The sequence below is a fragment of the Prauserella flavalba genome, from assembly GCF_003202235.1.
GTDB lineage: Bacteria > Actinomycetota > Actinomycetes > Mycobacteriales > Pseudonocardiaceae > Prauserella_A > Prauserella_A flavalba.
Genome location: NZ_MASU01000001.1, coordinates 59,579 through 75,760, shown reverse-complemented (window position 1 = coordinate 75,760; position 16,182 = coordinate 59,579). Strand labels below are relative to the sequence as shown.

The following is a 16,182-nucleotide window of genomic DNA, read 5'->3' as shown; positions in this document are numbered from 1 at the left end:
GCAGGAACAGGAGCTGGTGACGATGGCCGAGTACGTGGACCTCGACGGGGTGCGCACCTGGTACGACGAGCGCGGCGGCGGGGAGCCGCTGGTGCTGCTGCACGGCGGATTCGGTGACGCGCGGACGTTCGGCGGCAACCTCGACACGCTGGCCGACCGCTTCCACGTCTACCTGCCCGAGCGCAGGGGGCACGGGCACACCCCGGACGTCGAAGGCCCGCTCACGGTGTCGGTGATGGCCGAGGACACCATCGCGTTCCTGGAGAAGGTGGTGGGCGGGCAGGCGCGGCTCGCCGGGTACAGCGCGGGGGCGTCGGTGGCGCTCGCCGTCGCGCTGCGGCGGCCGGACCTGGTGGAACGGCTCGTGCTGATCAGCGGAGCGTTCGACCTCGACGGCATGATCTACAGCCCGCGTGACGGCGCCGGTGAGCTGCCTCCCGAACTGGTGCGGATGTACGCGGAGGTGTCGCCCGACGGCGTCGACCACCTGCCCGTGGTGGTGGAGAAGATCGCCGCGGCCGCGAGGGAGGAACCCGGCTTCACCGAGGCCGACCTGGCCACGATCGCCTGCCGGACGCTCGTGCTCGCCGGTGACGACGACCTCGTGACGCTCGAGCACACGATCGCTCTCTACCGGGGCATCACGAACTCGGAGCTGGCGGTGGTGCCGGGCACTTCGCACGTGCTGCTGCTGGAGAAGCCCGTGCAGTGCACGGCGATCGTCGCCGAGTTCCTCACCGGCGACCCGGTGCCGACGATGATGCCGATCCGGCGGGGCGGCTCAGCCGCCTGAGTGCATCACGTCGGCGCCCTCGGGCACGCACGGGTCGTCGGGGTCGTCGAGCCAGCCGTGGGGCAGGGTGACCTTGCCCGGCGAGCCCTGGCGGCCCCTCGGCCCGAGCGCGTCGGCGGGGAACGGCGCGTCGTGGTCGAGGCGCGTGATGAGGTCGTCGAGCTCGTCGAGGCTGCTGACCATCGCGAAAGAGCGCCGCAGCTCCGAGCCGACCGGGAAGCCCATGAAGTACCAGGCCATGTGCTTGCGCAGGTCGCGCATGGCCTTGCTCGCGCCGTCGTGCTCCACGAGCAGTTCCGCATGCCTGCGCAGCACGCGGGCGACCTCGCCCAGGTTCGGCCCCTGCGGCACCGGCCTGCCCGCGAAGGCGGCCTCCAGCTCGCCGAACAACCACGGCCTGCCGAGGCAGCCCCGGCCCACCACCACGCCGTCGCAGCCGGTCTCGGCGACCATGCGCAGTGCGTCGTCGGCGGTGAAGATGTCGCCGTTGCCCAGCACGGGGATGGTGGTGACGGCCTCCTTGAGGCGCGCGATGTGGGACCAGTCGGCCTGCCCCGAGTAGCGCTGGGAGGCGGTGCGGGCGTGCAACGCGACGGCCGAGGCGCCCTCGGCCTCGGCGATGCGCCCGGCGTCGAGGTAGGTGTGGTGCTCGTCGTCGATACCGACACGGAACTTGACGGTCACCGGCACGCCTGCCGACTCGGCGGCCTCGACGGAGGCGCGGACGATGTTGCCGAACAGCGTGCGCTTGTAGGGCAGTGCCGCGCCGCCGCCCTTGCGGGTCACCTTGGCGACCGGGCAGCCGTAGTTCTGGTCGATGTGGTCAGCGAGCCCCTCGCCGACGATGATCTTGACGGCCTCGCGCATGGTCTTCGGGTCGACGCCGTAGAGCTGCATGGACCTCGGGTACTCGCCCTTGTCGAAGGCCATCATGTGCATCGTGCCGGGGTGGCGCTCGACGACCGCGCGGGCGGTGATCATCTCGCAGACGTACAGGCCTGCGCCGTACTCGCGGCAGAGCCTGCGAAAGGCGACGTTGGTGATGCCCGCCATGGGGGCGAGCACGACCGGCGGATCGACCTCGTAGGGGCCGATCTTCAGTGCGGGCTTGCTCAGGGTGGCGGTCACGCCCTCCATTGTCGCTGGTGACCCACGGCACTCGGGTCCGGGCTCAGGCACGACGTGACCAGCGAAGCCTCGGGTAGTCCACCCGCAGTGAAGGCCACCTTCACCGCGTTGAATCAACACAGCGGCGCGCAGCGTCTCCGTTTGGGTGGTGGGGGGAGACGGGTGGGCGCGGGCATGGTGGCCTTCACTGCAGTCGTCGCGGCGGCCGGCGGACCCGTGCGCTCACCGGATGGGCGGAGCGGCACCGCGTGGGCACACGGCTGCCCGCGGCCTACGACGCCGTCTAGAAGTTCACGTTCACGCACGCCAGCCGTGCGCCGGCGCCGCCGGCCTCGCCCGGCTCGCTCGACGTGTGGTGCTCGTGGATCACGACCGACGCGGGGCGCCGCTCGCCGTAGGACCAGTCCACGTGCGACAGCGCGAACCCGGTGCCGCGGGCGTCGGTGGTGAAGTCGAGCCAGACCTCGTTGTCCGGGTTGGCGTACGCGGGGTCGGTCGACGGGCTCACCGGGTCCTGCACGTGCTGGAAGTGCGGGCCCGCGTCGGTGCCCGTGACGCCGCACGGCTTGGTGTGGACGTGCGCGCCGTAGTGCCTGCCGGGCACGAGCCCGCTGACGGCGAGCTTCGTGGTGGTGCCCACGGCGGGGGCGGACAGCGAGAACACACCCGCCCTCGCGCCCACCGGAACGAGCGCGGGGTCGTAGGTCGACGCGGTGCGGCCCTCGGTGTACTGGCCGAACGTGCCGTGCGCGGTGGCCACGGGGTGGGCCTGCGCCGCCGCGGCCTGGCCGCCCCCGGCGAGCAGGGCGGCCGCGAGTGCGCCGGTGGTGGCGAACAGGGCGAATGGGATTCGGGGTTTCATGTCTCGTCCTTATCCAGCGCGCGGGTCGGGTCGCAACCCGATCACACTGTCGAGTGATCCCACGGTGTGGACCACCTGATCGGCGGCGCTCGTAGCCTGGACCGGTGACAACGACAGAGGGGGCCGGGACCGACCGGACGTGGCTGGTCGCGCTCGCGGCCGCGCTGTGGGGAACGGACGGGTTGCTGCGGCTGGGGCTCGCCGAGCAACTGCCCGCGAGCACCGTGGTCTTCTGGGAGCACCTGCTCGTCGTGGTGGTGCTCGTGCCGCTCCTGCCCTCGGCTCTGCGTGCACTGGCCAGGTGCGGCCCGCGCGAGTGGGTCGCCGTGCTCGTGATCGGCGGCGGGGCGTCCGCCCTCGCCACCGCGCTGTTCACCGCCGCCTTCCAGGTCGGCGACCCGGTGACGCCCCTGGTGCTGCAGAAGCTGCAGCCGGTGTTCGCGGTGCTCGCCGCATGGGTCGTACTCGGCGAACGGACTCGCGCCGGGTACCTGCTCTTCGCCGTTCCCGCGCTGGCCGGTGCGTGGCTGCTGGCGTTCCGCGACCCGCTGGACGTCGAGATCGCCGCGGCGAAGGCCGCGCTGTTCTCCGTCGGGGCCGCGGCGCTGTGGGCGGCCGGGACCGTGCTCGGCAGGCTCGTCTCGGCCAGGCTCAGCTCACGCGACGTGACCACGCTGCGCTTCTCGGTTGGACTTCCGTTCGCTGGATTGATCGTCGCCGTTCAGGGGGATACTTACGCGGTGAGTTGGGACAACGCATGGGGACTCGCGCTGCTGGCGTTCGTGCCAGGGCTGCTCGCGTTGAGCCTGTACTACGTGGGCCTTCGCTCCACTCCGGCCGCCCGCGCGACGCTCGCCGAGCTCGCGTTCCCCGTCACCGCAGCCGTACTCGGGGTGTCCTTCTTGGACGCCACGCTCTCTCCGACGCAGTGGCTCGGCCTCGGCGTGGTGATCGTCGCCGTCACCGGCCTCGGCTGGCACGAACGCGTGCGCCGCAAGCCCGTGGTGGTACAACCGCAACCGGCCGGTGCCGCGCCATGAGTGCCACCGAGAACGAGCCCCGGCACCAGCAGCTCGCGCGCAACGTCAACGAGCTGCTTGGCGAGCTGCGCGTGGCGCAGGCGGGCGTGCAGATCCTCTTCGGCTTCCTGCTCGCGGTGGCGTTCACCGGGCCGTTCCGCGACGCGAGCGGGTTCGAGAAGGCCGTCCACCTCGTCACCGTGCTGTTCACCGTGGCCGCCACGGCGCTGCTCACGGCCCCCGCGGCCTGGCACCGGATGCTGTTCCGCGAGGGCAGGCGCAGCGAGATCCTGCGCGTCGGCAACCGGATGGTGATCGCGGGCCTGATCTGCCTGTCGATCGCGGTGACCCTCACGGTCGCGCTGATCGCGAAGGTGATCTACGGTCCGGTGCTCATGGCGGTGTTCGGGGTGCTCGTCGGCGTGCTGTTCACCGTGGTGTGGTTCGTCATCCCGCGTCGCCTGTGACACTCGGTGGCGCCGTGCTCGCACACGCCGCCGTCGACCCGCGCACGATCAGCTCCGGCTGGAACAGGTACTCACCGGTGGGCACCTCGGCGCCCGCGATCTCGTCGAGCAGCGTGCGCACGGCCGCCGTCGCCATCGCGGGCACCTGCTGCTGGATCGTGGTGAGCGGCGGGTCGGTGAACGCGATCAGCGGCGAGTCGTCGTAGCCGACCACCGAGAAGTCCCTCGGCACCACCAGCCCGCGCTTCCTCGCGACCCTGATCGCGCCGAGCGCCATCAGGTCGCTCCCGCACACCACCGCGGTGCAGCCCTGTTCGAGCAGGAACCACGCCGCCGAATGCCCGCCCTCCACGGAGAACAGCGAGTGCACGATGAGCTTGTCGGCGTCGTCGGGGCTGCCGAGCACCGGTGCCATGAGCCGCCGGAACTCCGCGGCCTTGCGCTGCGCCGGCACGAACCGCTGCGGCCCCACCGCGAGCCCGATCCGCTCGTGCCCCAGCTCCCGCAGGTGCGTGATCGCCAGGTGAACCGCCGTGCCGTCGTCGTCGGAGAAGAAGGGCGCCCGCACGCCCGGCGCGTGCCCGTTGAGGAACACCACGGGCAGCCCGCTTTCGATCAGCCGGGTGTAGCGGTCGTGCCGCGCGGTGGTGTCGGCGTGCAGGCCCGAGACGAACACGATCCCGGCGACGCCCCGCTCGGTGAGCGTCTCGATGAACTCGTCCTCGGTGGCCCCGCCGGGGGTCTGCGTGCACAGCACCGACGTGTACCCGCGCATCGCCAGCGTCCGGTCGATGACCTGCGCGAACGCCGGGAAGATCGGGTTGTCCAGCTCGGGGATGATCAGGCCGATGAGCCCGGCGCTGCGCTGCCGCGAGCGCGACGGCCGCTCGTAGCCGAGCTGGTCCATCGCGGTCAGCACGGCCTGCCGGGTCGCCGCGGCGACACCCGGCTTGCCGTTGAGCACGCGGCTCACCGTCGCCTCGCTCACCTTGGCCAGCTCGGCGATGTCCGCGTGCCGCACGGCGTCGAGACCTCTATCGCGCATGGGCGTCTTCTTCTCCGGTCCACCACGCCGCGCTCGACGGCGGCAGCGTGACGGTCTGCTCGTTCGCTTCCAGCTCGGGCTCCTGCGTACTGGACAACAGTAACCGGCCTGGTCGCGGCAGCCGGACCGGCGAGGAGCCGAAGTTCACCGTGCACGTGAACGATGGGCCGCGCCGGAACGCGAGCACGTCCGGGTCCGACTCCAGCCACTCCAGGCCCTCCACGGGAAGATCGCGGCGCAGTAGCAGCGCGTCCCGGTAGAGCGACAGCGTCGAGGTCGGGTCGCCGCGCTGGGCCTCGACGGTCAGCGCCGCCCAGTCCCGCGGCTGCGGCAGCCACGACGACGGCCCGAACCCGAACGGCGGCTCGCTGCCCGACCACGGGATCGGCACCCGGCAGCCATCGCGGCCGCGCTCGGTGTGCCCTGAGCGTTCCCACTTCGGGTCGGCCAGGACCTCCTCCGGCAGGTCCGTCACCTCGGGCAGGCCCAGCTCCTCGCCCTGGTAGACGTAGGCCGAACCGGGCAGCGCGAGGGTGAGCAGGGCGGCGGCGCGCGCCCTGCGCACGCCGGGTTCCCCGCCGCCGAAACGGGTCACGTGCCGTTCGATGTCGTGGTTGGACAGCACCCATGTGCTCGCGGCACCCACGCCCGCGACGGCGGCGAGCGAGTCGTCGATCGTGGTGCGGAACTGCTGGGCCGACCACTCCGCCTGCGCGTAGTGGAAGTTGAATGCCTGGTGCAGCTCGTCGGGCCGCAGATACAGCGCGAGCCGGTCGGCGCCACGCACCCACGCCTCCGCGACCCCGATCCGCTCGCCCGGGTAGCAGTCGAGGATCTTGCGCCACTCCCGGTAGATCTCGTGCACGCCGTCCTGGTCGAAATAGGGCAGCTCCACGGCCGTGAGCAGCCCGCCCTGGTCGGTGCATTTTGCGTCGGGCAGCCCGTCGGCCTTCACGAGCCCGTGCGCGACGTCGATGCGGATGCCGTCGACGCCGCGGTCGAGCCAGAACCGCAGGATGCTCTCGAACTCCGCGTGCACCTCGGCGTGCTGCCAGTTGAGGTCGGGCTGCCCGGGATCGAAAAGGTGCAGGTACCACTGGCCGTCGGCCACCTGCGTCCACGCCGGACCGCCGAACATCGACTCCCAGTCGTTGGGCGGCCCGCCGTCGCGGCCCTCGCGGAAGACGTACCGCTCGCGAGCGGGCGATCCGGGCTCCGCGGAGAGCGCCTCCACGAACCACGGATGCTGTGAGGAGGTGTGGTTGGGCACGATATCCACGATCACGCGCAGCCCGAGCCCGTGTGCGTCGGCGATCAGCGCCTCGGCGTCGGAGAGCTGCCCGAACAACGGGTCCACGGCGCGGTAGTCGGCCACGTCGTACCCGCCGTCGGCCATCGGCGAGGCGTAGAACGGCGTGAGCCACACGGCGTCCATGCCCAGCTCGGCGATGTGGCCGAGCCGGTCGCGCACCCCGGCGAGGTCGCCGACGCCGTCGCCGTTGCCGTCGGCGAAGCTGCGCACGTAGACCTGGTAGATCGCCGCGTTCCGCCACCACTGCTGGGCCATGAGGATCCTTTCTCCGGTTAGCTCTTGACTCCGCCGGCCGTCAGACCGGCGACGAGATGGCGCTGGACGAGGAAGAACACCACCGCGGCGGGCACCATCACCAGCACCGAGCCCGCGGTGAGCAGTCCCCACTCCGCCTTGAAGTCACTGACGAACGTGGCCATGCCGACCGGCAACGGGTAGCGGTCCTCGCTCTGCATGAACACACTCGCGAACGCGACCTCGCCCCACGCCGTGATGAACGCGTAGAACACCGTCACCGAGATGCCTGGCCGCGCGAGCGGCACGATCAGCCGCCAGAACGTGCCGAACGGGGTGAGGCCGTCGATGCGGCCCGCCTCGTCGATCGACACCGGGATCGTGTCGAAGTAGCCCTTGAGCATCCACGCGCAGTACGGCACCGCGATCGTGCACTGCGCGAGGATCAGCCCCGCGTAGGAGTTGAGCAGGCCGAGGTCCGACAGCACGTTGTAGAGCGGCACGATCAGCACGGCGGCCGGGAACATCTGCGTGACGAGGAACAGCCACATCAGCGGGCGCTGGCCGGGGAACCGCATGCGTGACGCCGCATAGCCCGCGGTCGCCGAGATGAGCACGCCGATGAGGGTGGTGCCCGTCGCGATGAGCAGCGAGTTGCCGAACCACGTGAGGAACTGCGTGTCGCCGAGCACCTGTCCGTAGTTGCCGAGGCCGAGCGTGCCGAGCTCTCCCGGCCGCGCCCACGTGTCGCGGTCGGTCTTGAGCGAGGTCAGCAGCACCCACGCGACGGGGAAGACGGCGATCACGCTCGCGCCGACGAGCGCGGTGTGCAGGCCCGTCGAGGCCAGCCTGCTCCGTTCGTCGCGCGCCCTCATCCCAGCACCTCGCTCGCCTGCCGCTGCAGCCAGCGGCGGTAGGAGAACGCGAACACCACGAGCATCGACGCGATGATCGCGCCGTACGTCGCGGCGCCCGCGTAGTCGCGAATACCCTGGAACGCCCGTTCGTAGGCCTCGGTGACGAGGATGTTCGTCGCGCCGCCCGGCCCGCCGCCGGTGAGCAGGGCGATGACGGGGAACTGGTTGAACGTCCAGATCGTGCCGAGCAGGATCACCGTGCCCGACACCGGGCGCAGCCCGGGCAGCGTCACGGCGCGGAACCGCTGCCACGGCGACGCGCCGTCCACCTCGGCCGCCTCGTACAGCTCCTTCGGCACCGTCTGCAGCCCGCCGAGCAGGGCCACCATCATGAACGGCACGCCGAGCCAGACGTTGACCATGATCACCGACACCTTGGCGGCGAGCGGCTGCCCGAGCCAGTCGACGCCGGGGATGCCGACCACGTTCAGCACGGCGTTGAGCAGACCGCCCTCGTCGTTGAGGATGAGCCGCCAGCCGAACGCGGCGACGAACGGCGGCACCGCCCACGGCAGGATCAGCAGCATCCGGTACAGCGTGCGCATCCGCAGCGCCCGGTTGAGCAGCAGCGCGAGCGCGAGGCCGATCGTGAAGTGCAGCGCGACGCAGATGACCGTCCACTGGACTGTCCACAGTAGCCTCGGGTAGAACGCGCCGTCGGCGCCCGAAAGCACGGAGAAGTAGTTCTCCAGACCGATGAACTCGTAGGTCGCCGGAATCTCGTTGACGCCGATCGTGCGGCCGCTGTTCATCTCCGTCGCGTCGGTGAGCGAGAGGTACACGCCGTGGGCCAGCGGGTAGAGCACGAGCACCGCCAGCACCAGCACCACCGGCGCGATCATGGCCCACGCGTACCAGTGCCTGGTGAGGAGACCGCGGACCCGCCGCCGGGGCGGCACCGGCGCGGGAGCCTCGGCGGGGGCGGGCAGGGTCGTGGTGGTCATGACTCGAAGCCCGGCACGGCGCCCTTCGCCTTCTGCTGCGCCTGCCGCAATCCGTCCGCAATGGACACCTGGCCGCCGAGGATCTGTTCGTAGTACGGGGTGACGATGTCGTAGAGGTCACCGGCGCCCGGCGCGGGCGGGCGGGGAGCCGCGCCTTCGAGCGGCTCCTGGAACGCCGAGATCACGGGGTTGTCCGCGATCTCCGGCCGCTCGTACACGGACCTGCGCGTCGGCATCGTGTTGTTCCGCGCCGCTGCGTACGCCTGGCTTTCGGCGGAGTTGAGGAACTCGACGAAGAGGTAGGACGCCGCGAGGTCCGGCGAGCCCGCGTACACCACGAGGTTGTGCCCGCCGACCGGGCCCGCCTGCCCCTTCGGCCCGGCGGGAACCGTTGCCACGCCGAGGTTCTCCGGGTCGGCGAATGCCTTGCCGGTGAGGACGTCCGACACCGCCCACGGGCCGTTGATCATCATGCTGGTGGTGCCCCCCTTGAAGCCGTTCAGCATGTTCGTGTACTTGTTGGCGCTCGTGTCGGTGGCCCCGGTGCCCTCCGCCGTGAGGTCCCGCACGGTCTCGACGGCGGCCGTCACCTCGGGGCTGTCGATGCTGATCTGCTGGCTCTGCATGTCGACGACGTCGCCGCCCTGCCCGTAGATGAACGGCAGCAGGAAGTAGGCGTCGGCGTTGAGGAACACGCCCGTCGTGCCGGGAATGGCCTGCTCCAGCTTGCGCGCCGCGGTGCGCAGGTCGTCCCACGTCTTCGGCGGTTCGGTGATCCCGGCCCTCGCGAAGTGCTCCTTGTTGTAGAGCAGGCCGAGGGTGTCGGTGACCTCGGGGACGCCGTAGGTCTTGCCCTCGTAGGTGTTGCTCCGCATCGGCGTGGACAGGTAGTCGTCGGAGCCCTTGAGCGCGGGCGTGCCGTCGAGGGGCTGGAGGTAGCCGAGGGCGGCGAAGGTGGGGGTCCAGCCGACGTCGGCGCGCATCACGTCGGGTGCGCCGTCGCCCGCCTGCGCGGCGGTCTTGAACTTGTCGTCGGCGCCGTCGAAGGGCACGTTGACGTAGTCGACGTCGATGTTCGGGTACTTCTGCTCGAAGCGTTCGACCAGTTCCCTGAACGCGGGCGCCTCGTTGGTGGCGTCGGAGGTGTCCCACCACGTGACGGTGCCGGTCACGGACTGTGGGTCCTCGGCGGCCTGCCTGGCCGCGTCAGCCTGGTCGGAGCCGCCGTCGCCGCCGCACGCGGCGAGCGTGAGCGAGACGGCGGCGACCGCGGTCAGTGCCGTGAAGCGGCGATGGGCTCGTCTGTTCTGCCGCGTCGACCAGGTGCGACGGAGTGCTCTGTTCATGGCTCTCCTCGTTGAGACCGGGGGATGCCCGGAACGTTAGCGAGGAGTTGCAGGTTCTTGCAAGAACTTGCAGAAACTTTCAGTCGGTCGCTTTCAAGAGGTCGTGCGCGTGCACAGCACCACGGCGAAACCGAGCGGCCCGAGGCGCTCCTCCAGCCAGCCGAAGTCGACCTCGCGAACGGCGCGGGCCTGCAAGACCCGCGCCGACAGGTGGAAGCGGTCGACGATCCACGAGTAGTAGCGGTGCCGCTCGAACAGCCGCACCCAGGTCCGGTACGCAACCCCAACCGCAGTGAAGGCCACCATCACTGCGTTGAACGCAGTGATGGTGGCCTTCACTGCAGAGGGGCTAACCCAAGGGCGGGGTGCTCGGGCTGGCCGGCGTAGGCGTTCTCGTAAGCGTCGATCCGCCTCAGGTACTCGCGCACGAGCTCGACGGAGGTGACCCTGCGCGACTCCAGGAGTGCCCGCGCCTCGGCGACGCCGAGCCCGACGACGTCGACCCTCGGCCTGCCTGTCGCCTGCGCGGGCGAGGTGAGCAGTGTGGCGGACAGCGCCGCCGCGAGCAACAACGCGAACAGCCTGCGACGTACCGGCATCGGTGACCCCTTCCGTAACGGCAAGCGCAGGCTACGTTTTGCCGGTTACGCCCGTATTGCGCGGCTGAAAAACGGCCCCCAAGGCCACCTTTGTTGCGTTCAACGCAACAAAGGTGGCCTTGGGGAGCGTCACTAGGCGGCTGAGGCGGAGTTGTAGACGGATTGGATGGTGGAGTCGAAGTAGGGGCCGTACATGGTCGACGGGTCGAAGGTGTACTTGAAGCTGTTCACCGAGTTGATCCTGCCGCTGGTGAGCCAGCCGCCGCCCGACGAGCCGCCGGTCATGTCACACGTCAGGCCCTGGTCCTGCGACCCGCCGACGGTGTCCTGCCGTGCGGTGCCCGAGCACGAGTACAGCGACTCGCCGTCGAACGGCGGACCGGCCGGGTAGCCGTAGGAGGTGTAGGTCAGCCCGCGCGCGAGGTTGAACGCGATCGGGTAGGAGCCGACGACCTGCGTGAGGCTCTGCCCGCTCGCGTTCTCGTTCATCACGGCGAACCCGACGTCGTAGTCGAAGTCGCCCGAGTTGGCCCACGCCGACGTGGTGTAGAGCCGCTCCGCGGTCCAGGTGCCGTACGGCCGCGAGCCGTGGTCGTAGGCCGGCACGAACGCGAAGTTGGTGGCGAACGCGCCGGGGCCTTCGTTGAGGCAGTGGCCCGCGGTGGTGACGACGTCACCGTTGGAGCTGCTCGTCGCGGTGCCCGAGCAGACGTAGTTGGAGCCGCCGAGCGTGAAGAACACCTTGCCCAGCCTTGGCTGCGGATTTTCGGGTACGGCGGCGGCCCTCACCTTTTTCGCCGGCACCCTGGCCTTGTCGGCGGCGAGGCTGACGTCGGCGGGAATCGCCGACTCCATCCGCTCCGTCGTCCAGTAGGCCTCGATCCGATTCTCGGCGGCTTCCGTGGTCGCCGCGGCTTGCTCGACCACGGTCACGGCGGGGCTCGCCACGGCGGGACCGGCGAGTGCCACGGATCCGCCCGCCAGGGCAAGGCTCGCGATCAGGGAACGAACGAGAGGTCTTCTCATGTTTTCGATCTCTCTCGATAGTGTGAAAATCACCGAGCAGGGTTGACGGTGATAGGCACGAACGCTAAGCCGCTGCGAACGTGCTGGACAGTCTTGAAAACGCGCGCGCGTTCGGTTATGGATTCACGATCAATAGCGGCAAATCACCCTGCGGGCGTACGACAAAAGGCGGGAGTGAGCGGCTTCTCGCGTCAAAAGAACGTATGGATCGGCCCCGCGATCAGGGGGCCGGGCGCACCCGGGAGCGTGATCCACGCCGACCAGGGAGAGGAGCGGACCAGTGCCGACGACAGCGCGAGCGAACCACTTCTGGACCGGACCTGAGACCGAGGGCAGGCTGACCCCGAGCCTGCCGAGTTCGATCATGTTCCTCTGCACGGTGTGGCTGGGCTTCGCGCCGTTCGCGCTGCACTACGGCTCTTCTGGCGCCTCCGTGGTCGACACGAACGACGTCGTGGTGGCGCTCATCGCGGGCACCCTCGCGCTCATCCGCGTCATCGCGCCGAGAGACCTGCCGGGGCTCAGCCTCGCCGGCGCCGCGCTCGGCGCGTGGCTCATCGTCGCCGCCTTCGTGCTCGACCACCCGGCCCAGGATCCCGGCAGGGTGAACGACCTGGTCATGGGCGTCGCGCTGGTCGCACTCGGCCTCACCAGCGCGACCATGACCTACCGGCAACGCGCCGCGGAGGGCGTCAGTTCGCTGACGGGCCCTCGTCCGCGAGGTACGGGTGCAGCGCCTGTGCGTCGGTGAGGTGGGCGTAGGGCCGGAACCATGCCATCACGTCGGCGTCGGGCGCGCCCCCACCGTCGTAAAGGGCCTCGTGGTCGCCGTCCTCGAAGGCCTTGTCGTCGAAGATCGCGAGGATCTCGGCGACCCGGTCCTCGTCCATCACCTCGGCAAGGTCGAGCTCCAGCTCGGCCCGTGACTTGGCGATGTGCAGCGCGAGCGCCTCGGCCATCGACAGCGGCGCCGTCCACTCGGCCTGCGTCAGCCGGTGCCCCAGGATCGCGGTGGCGACGAGGAACTGCTTGGCGAACAGCGCGGTGTAGCGGTCGGCGTACTGCTGCGGCAGCTCGTCGAGCGCCCACAGCGCGTCGACCTCGTCCGCCGTCGTGTCCTCGTCCTCGAGCAGCTGGATGTCACCGAACAGCTCGTCGATCAGCATCTCGACGCCGTGCGCGATCGCACCGGCGACGTAACGCGCCTCCTCCTCGGTGACGTCGCCGCCGTCGGTGTGCCCGAACGCCTCGGGCCCGAAGGCACGCACGTAGGCGGCGGCCTCCAGCAGGCGCTCCCTGCGCTCGGCCAGCTCGTACTCGGTGAGCGGCTCGGGCTCGGGGTCTTCCTCCGGCTCCTCCTCGGCGGCCAGCGCGCTCTCGAGCTGGTCGTCGGTCGCGGTCACCGCGCAGTGCTTGACCTGCCAGCCGTCGAGCAGCTCGGTCTCCTCGAGCAGCTGCTCCAGCACGGCCCTGGTCGCGTCCTCGGCGAACACCAGCGCGGGCGCGTCGAGCAGCCAGCTCACGTTGGCGCCGCCCAGGTGGGCGTGCACGGAATGCTCGACGGGGGTGATCTCCACCCCGTCGGGTCCTTCGATGCTCGCGAGGCGGCTCAGCCTGGTGTCCAGCAGCGCCACGACGCCGACCTGCTGGAGCGGGTCCAGGTCAGGGGCGCCTGCCGGTGAGGTGAGCTCGGCCGTGAGTTGGTACTCCACGTGCGCAGTTTGGCACGCCGGGCGCGGCGTCAGCTCGCCAGGCCGAGTTTGGCCAGCTCGACCCGCGAGGCGACGCCGAGCTTCGGGTACGCCTTGTAAAGGTGGTAGCCGACGGTCCTCGGGCTGAGGTATAGGCGGGCGCCGATGTCGCGGTTGCTGAGTCCCGCGGCCGCCAGCCGGACGATGCGCAGCTCCTGCGGCGTCAGGCGTTGGGCCAGCTCGGGTGCGTGGGCCTTGGCGCCGAGGCTCTCGCCGGTCGCGCGCAGCTCGGTGCGGGCGCGTTCGGCCCACGGCCGCGCGCCGAGCCGTTCGAAGATCGTCAGCGCCGACCGCAGCAGCGCCCGCGCCTGGGCGGGGTGCCGTTCCCGGCGCAGCCATTCGCCGTGGAGCAGTTCCGTGCGGGCGCGCTCGAACGGCCTGCCCGGTTCGGCGTGGTGCAGCTCGACGGCTTTGGCGAACAGGCGCGGCTCGCCGATCAGCGCCCGGCAGCGCAGCGCGACGGCGCGGGCCCACGGCAGGCCGCTCTCCTCGGCCCAGGCGGTGAAGGCCGGGAGAACGTCGCCGAGCTGCCCGGCCCGGCCCGCCCTGACGGCGGCCTCGACCATCGTCGGCACGGCCTCCACGGTCTCCAGCCGTCCGGGGCCGGGCACCAGCGCGGTGAGCCGGTCGAGCGCGGCGTCGGGCCTGCCGTGTCCCAGGTCGAGCAGGCTCAGCGCGACGGCGGCCTGTGCCTGCGGTGCCTCCCTGGCGAACTCGGCGGTCGTCGCCTCGTCGCCCTCGACGGCGGCAAGCGTGGCCAGCACCCCCGCCAGCTCGGCGGCGCTGTGGTGCTGGCCGATGTCGGTCGCGAGCCGCCTGCCCTCGGTGGCGCTTGCGTGCGCGGCACCGAGGTCGCCGAGGTGCAGCTCCGCTCGCGCCGCGACGGCGAGTGCCCGGGGCAGCACCCCGGCCGCGGCCTGCCCCCTGCTGTCCCTGGTGACGCTCAGCGCGAGTTCGTGTGCCGTCGCGTGGTCGCCGAGCAGGAGGTGCCAGCCCGCGACCGCGGTCCGCCCGCGCAAGGCGAGCGGCTGGTCGGTGCAGCCGAGCGGCAGTTCCGCGTTGTCGAGCACCTGACGCAGCGCCCGCATGGCGTCGGGCACGGCTCCGTTCGCGACGGTCGCGAGGGCGCGGGCCCCTCGGGACTCGGGCAGCCGGAGCGCCTCCGCCGTGTCCGCCGCACTGGCGGCCGCGCTCGCGTCACCGGCAGCGAGCGCCGAGGCCGCGGCCCAGAACAGCAGCTTGCTCGCCATCTCCGGTTCCCGCTGCGCCACGGACCCGGCCGTGTCCACGAGAATCTGCTGGGCCTCGGCCGGCCGGGCGAAGTCCTCCGCGAGCGTCGCGTCGATCAACGCGGGCCACGCGCTCTCGACGGGGTCGGTCAGCTCCGCCGCGGCACGCCGGACCAGCGAACAGGCCCGGTCGAGCTGGCCCGCGTCGGCCGCCGCGCGGGCCGCCGCGGTGAGGCGCCTGCCCCGCTCGCGGCGGTCGGGACTGAGGTCGGCCGCCCGCTCGTACGCCGCCGCGACCGCGCTGTACCCGCCCCTGGCGCGCGCGTGCTCGGCACTGCTTTCCAGCGCGCTCGCCACCGACTCGTCGGCCCGGGTGCTGGCCGCGGCCAGGTGCCACGCGCGCCGGTCGGCGTCGCCGTGGTGCTCGAGCACCTTCGCGAGCGCCTCATGTGCCGCGATCCGCCGCCGCATCGGCGCGGTCCGGTACGCCGCCGTGCGCGCGAGCGGGTGCCGGAAGCCGATGCAGTTGTCGGTGAACATGAGCAGCTCGGCGTCCTCGGCGACGTGCAGGTCGTCGGCGGACGCGCCGAGCAGGCCCGCGGCGGCGAGGACGGTGCCCGTGTCGCACGTGCCGTCGGCGGCGGCGACGAGCAGCAGCGTCCGCGTGCTCTCCGGCAACGCCGCGATCCGGTCGGCGAACGTGTGCTGGATCTTGCTGTGAGTGGGCAGTTTCGCCACGTCGTACGGCGACTCCGTGGCGCGGCCCTCGCGCTGGGCCGCCGCGAGCTCCAGCAGCGCGAGCGGGTTGCCGCACGCCTCCCCGGCGATCCGGTCGCGGACGTGCCTCGGCAGGTCGCCCGCCCGCTCGGTGAGCAGCTCGTCCACCGCTTCCGGCGAGAGGCCACCGAGCCGCAGCTCGGCGACGCCCGGTGCCGGAAACGGCGGCGCGTGCAGGTCGCGGGCGGCGAACAGCAGCACCACGCCCTCGGTGCCGAGCCTGCGTGCGGCGAACAGCAACGCGTCGGTGGAGGCCTCGTCGAGCCAGTGCGCGTCGTCGACCACGCACAGCACCGGCCGTGTCCTCGCCAGGCGCGTGAGCAGCCCCAGCACGGCGAGCCCGATGGTGAACCGGCCGGCGGCCTCGCCGGACCCCGTGCCGAGCGCGCATTGGAGGGCCTGCGCGTGTGCCTCGGGCAGCGCGTCGATCTCCGACAGCACGGGACGAAGCAGCAGGTGTAGGCCCGCGAAGGGCAGTTTCGCCTCGGTCTCGATACCCGCGCCGCGCAGCACGAGGAAGTCGCTCGCGGCACTCGCCGCCTGGCCGAGCAGCGCGGACTTGCCGATGCCGGCCTCGCCGCGGACGACGAGCGCCGTGCTGCGCCCGGCGCGGGCATCGTCGAGGTGCCCGCCGAGCAGAGCGGTTTCGCTGGTGCGGCCGAACAGTGCGGAGGTCGCCGTCAACGTCATGCGCCCCAGCGTGCAAGCTCGACTTTGGTCGAGGTCAAGGATG

16 protein-coding genes are annotated in these 16,182 nt (G+C 71.3%); 4 read left to right on the top strand and 12 right to left on the bottom strand.

The genetic code is table 11. The features are described 5' to 3' along the window. The first annotated feature begins 22 nt into the window (after positions 1 to 22). Positions 23 to 793 carry an alpha/beta fold hydrolase gene (locus tag BA062_RS00395; RefSeq protein ID WP_110333993.1) on the top strand — a complete coding sequence of 257 codons (771 nt, stop codon included), beginning with the start codon at positions 23 to 25 and terminating at the stop codon, positions 791 to 793. Here the strand turns inward: BA062_RS00395 and dusB are convergent. Beyond that, on the bottom strand, positions 782 to 1,930 hold the full coding sequence (gene dusB, locus BA062_RS00390) for a tRNA dihydrouridine synthase DusB (RefSeq protein ID WP_210406718.1): 1,149 nt from the start codon (positions 1,928 to 1,930) through the stop codon (positions 782 to 784). The two genes, BA062_RS00395 and dusB, sit on opposite strands and share 12 nt — an antisense overlap. 274 nt (positions 1,931 to 2,204) lie before the next feature. Next, complete coding sequence (locus tag BA062_RS00385) at positions 2,205 to 2,783, bottom strand: superoxide dismutase family protein (protein ID WP_110333991.1); 579 nt, start codon at positions 2,781 to 2,783, stop codon at positions 2,205 to 2,207. 104 nt (positions 2,784 to 2,887) lie between these two features. On the opposite strand from BA062_RS00385, the gene BA062_RS00380 reads away from it, so the two are divergent. Together BA062_RS00380 and BA062_RS00375 are read left to right on the top strand one after the other, a co-directional pair. Further along, positions 2,888 to 3,823: a DMT family transporter gene (locus tag BA062_RS00380; RefSeq protein WP_110333990.1), complete on the top strand. Its 936-nt coding sequence runs from the start codon at positions 2,888 to 2,890 to the stop codon at positions 3,821 to 3,823. Then, the gene (locus tag BA062_RS00375; RefSeq protein WP_110333989.1) at positions 3,820 to 4,269 is read left to right on the top strand and encodes a DUF6328 family protein; all 450 of its coding nucleotides are present in this window, start codon (positions 3,820 to 3,822) and stop codon (positions 4,267 to 4,269) included. The genes BA062_RS00380 and BA062_RS00375 overlap by 4 nt, the downstream gene beginning before the upstream one ends. On the opposite strand, the gene BA062_RS00370 is transcribed toward BA062_RS00375, so the two are convergent. The 8 genes from BA062_RS00370 to BA062_RS00335 all read right to left on the bottom strand — a co-directional run bounded on the left by BA062_RS00370 (position 4,250) and on the right by BA062_RS00335 (position 11,692). Continuing rightward, complete coding sequence (locus BA062_RS00370; protein WP_110333988.1) at positions 4,250 to 5,314, bottom strand: LacI family DNA-binding transcriptional regulator; 1,065 nt, start codon at positions 5,312 to 5,314, stop codon at positions 4,250 to 4,252. The two genes, BA062_RS00375 and BA062_RS00370, sit on opposite strands and share 20 nt — an antisense overlap. After that, positions 5,304 to 6,881 (bottom strand): glycoside hydrolase family 13 protein, encoded by a 1,578-nt coding sequence (locus BA062_RS00365; protein ID WP_110333987.1) that lies wholly within the window; start codon positions 6,879 to 6,881, stop codon positions 5,304 to 5,306. The genes BA062_RS00370 and BA062_RS00365 overlap by 11 nt, the downstream gene beginning before the upstream one ends. 17 nt (positions 6,882 to 6,898) lie before the next feature. Next, on the bottom strand, positions 6,899 to 7,735 hold the full coding sequence (locus BA062_RS00360) for a sugar ABC transporter permease (RefSeq protein WP_110333986.1): 837 nt from the start codon (positions 7,733 to 7,735) through the stop codon (positions 6,899 to 6,901). After that, positions 7,732 to 8,721 carry a carbohydrate ABC transporter permease gene (locus BA062_RS00355; RefSeq protein ID WP_110333985.1) on the bottom strand — a complete coding sequence of 330 codons (990 nt, stop codon included), beginning with the start codon at positions 8,719 to 8,721 and terminating at the stop codon, positions 7,732 to 7,734. The genes BA062_RS00360 and BA062_RS00355 overlap by 4 nt, the downstream gene beginning before the upstream one ends. Then, on the bottom strand, positions 8,718 to 10,067 hold the full coding sequence (locus tag BA062_RS00350) for an extracellular solute-binding protein (RefSeq protein WP_110333984.1): 1,350 nt from the start codon (positions 10,065 to 10,067) through the stop codon (positions 8,718 to 8,720). The genes BA062_RS00355 and BA062_RS00350 overlap by 4 nt, the downstream gene beginning before the upstream one ends. A 93-nt stretch (positions 10,068 to 10,160) precedes the next feature. After that, the gene (locus tag BA062_RS00345; RefSeq protein ID WP_110333983.1) at positions 10,161 to 10,406 is read right to left on the bottom strand and encodes a hypothetical protein; all 246 of its coding nucleotides are present in this window, start codon (positions 10,404 to 10,406) and stop codon (positions 10,161 to 10,163) included. Next, a complete protein-coding gene (locus BA062_RS00340) occupies positions 10,403 to 10,666 on the bottom strand; it encodes a hypothetical protein (protein ID WP_110333982.1) in 264 nt (87 codons plus the stop codon). The genes BA062_RS00345 and BA062_RS00340 overlap by 4 nt, the downstream gene beginning before the upstream one ends. A 132-nt stretch (positions 10,667 to 10,798) precedes the next feature. Next, positions 10,799 to 11,692 (bottom strand): trypsin-like serine peptidase, encoded by an 894-nt coding sequence (locus tag BA062_RS00335; protein WP_110333981.1) that lies wholly within the window; start codon positions 11,690 to 11,692, stop codon positions 10,799 to 10,801. A gap of 280 nt (positions 11,693 to 11,972) precedes the next feature. Between BA062_RS00335 and BA062_RS00330 the strand changes: the two genes are divergently transcribed. Then, a complete protein-coding gene (locus BA062_RS00330) occupies positions 11,973 to 12,443 on the top strand; it encodes an SPW repeat domain-containing protein (RefSeq protein ID WP_110333980.1) in 471 nt (156 codons plus the stop codon). On the opposite strand, the gene BA062_RS00325 is transcribed toward BA062_RS00330, so the two are convergent. Both BA062_RS00325 and BA062_RS40950 read right to left on the bottom strand, forming a co-directional pair. Further along, entirely contained in the window at positions 12,385 to 13,404 is a 1,020-nt protein-coding gene (locus BA062_RS00325; RefSeq protein ID WP_110333979.1) for a hypothetical protein, read from the bottom strand. The genes BA062_RS00330 and BA062_RS00325 overlap by 59 nt on opposite strands. Positions 13,405 to 13,433: 29 nt before the next feature. After that, positions 13,434 to 16,139, bottom strand: a complete 2,706-nt coding sequence (locus tag BA062_RS40950; RefSeq protein ID WP_110333978.1) for a helix-turn-helix transcriptional regulator — start codon at positions 16,137 to 16,139, stop codon at positions 13,434 to 13,436. Positions 16,140 to 16,182: the final 43 nt, after the last annotated feature.

Excerpts from the sequence above, each read along its gene's own strand:
- BA062_RS00395 (WP_110333993.1), top strand. The coding sequence starts at position 23 with ATGGCCGAGTACGTGGACCTCGACGGGGTGCGCACCTGGTACGACGAG.
- BA062_RS00335 (WP_110333981.1), bottom strand. The coding sequence starts at position 11,692 with ATGAGAAGACCTCTCGTTCGTTCCCTGATCGCGAGCCTTGCCCTGGCG.
- BA062_RS00385 (WP_110333991.1), bottom strand. The coding sequence starts at position 2,783 with ATGAAACCCCGAATCCCATTCGCCCTGTTCGCCACCACCGGCGCACTC.
- BA062_RS00350 (WP_110333984.1), bottom strand. The coding sequence starts at position 10,067 with ATGAACAGAGCACTCCGTCGCACCTGGTCGACGCGGCAGAACAGACGA.
- BA062_RS00355 (WP_110333985.1), bottom strand. The coding sequence starts at position 8,721 with ATGACCACCACGACCCTGCCCGCCCCCGCCGAGGCTCCCGCGCCGGTG.
- dusB (WP_210406718.1), bottom strand. The coding sequence starts at position 1,930 with ATGGAGGGCGTGACCGCCACCCTGAGCAAGCCCGCACTGAAGATCGGC.
- BA062_RS00370 (WP_110333988.1), bottom strand. The coding sequence starts at position 5,314 with ATGCGCGATAGAGGTCTCGACGCCGTGCGGCACGCGGACATCGCCGAG.
- BA062_RS00365 (WP_110333987.1), bottom strand. The coding sequence starts at position 6,881 with ATGGCCCAGCAGTGGTGGCGGAACGCGGCGATCTACCAGGTCTACGTG.
- BA062_RS00340 (WP_110333982.1), bottom strand. The coding sequence starts at position 10,666 with ATGCCGGTACGTCGCAGGCTGTTCGCGTTGTTGCTCGCGGCGGCGCTG.
- BA062_RS40950 (WP_110333978.1), bottom strand. The coding sequence starts at position 16,139 with ATGACGTTGACGGCGACCTCCGCACTGTTCGGCCGCACCAGCGAAACC.
- BA062_RS00375 (WP_110333989.1), top strand. The coding sequence starts at position 3,820 with ATGAGTGCCACCGAGAACGAGCCCCGGCACCAGCAGCTCGCGCGCAAC.
- BA062_RS00360 (WP_110333986.1), bottom strand. The coding sequence starts at position 7,735 with ATGAGGGCGCGCGACGAACGGAGCAGGCTGGCCTCGACGGGCCTGCAC.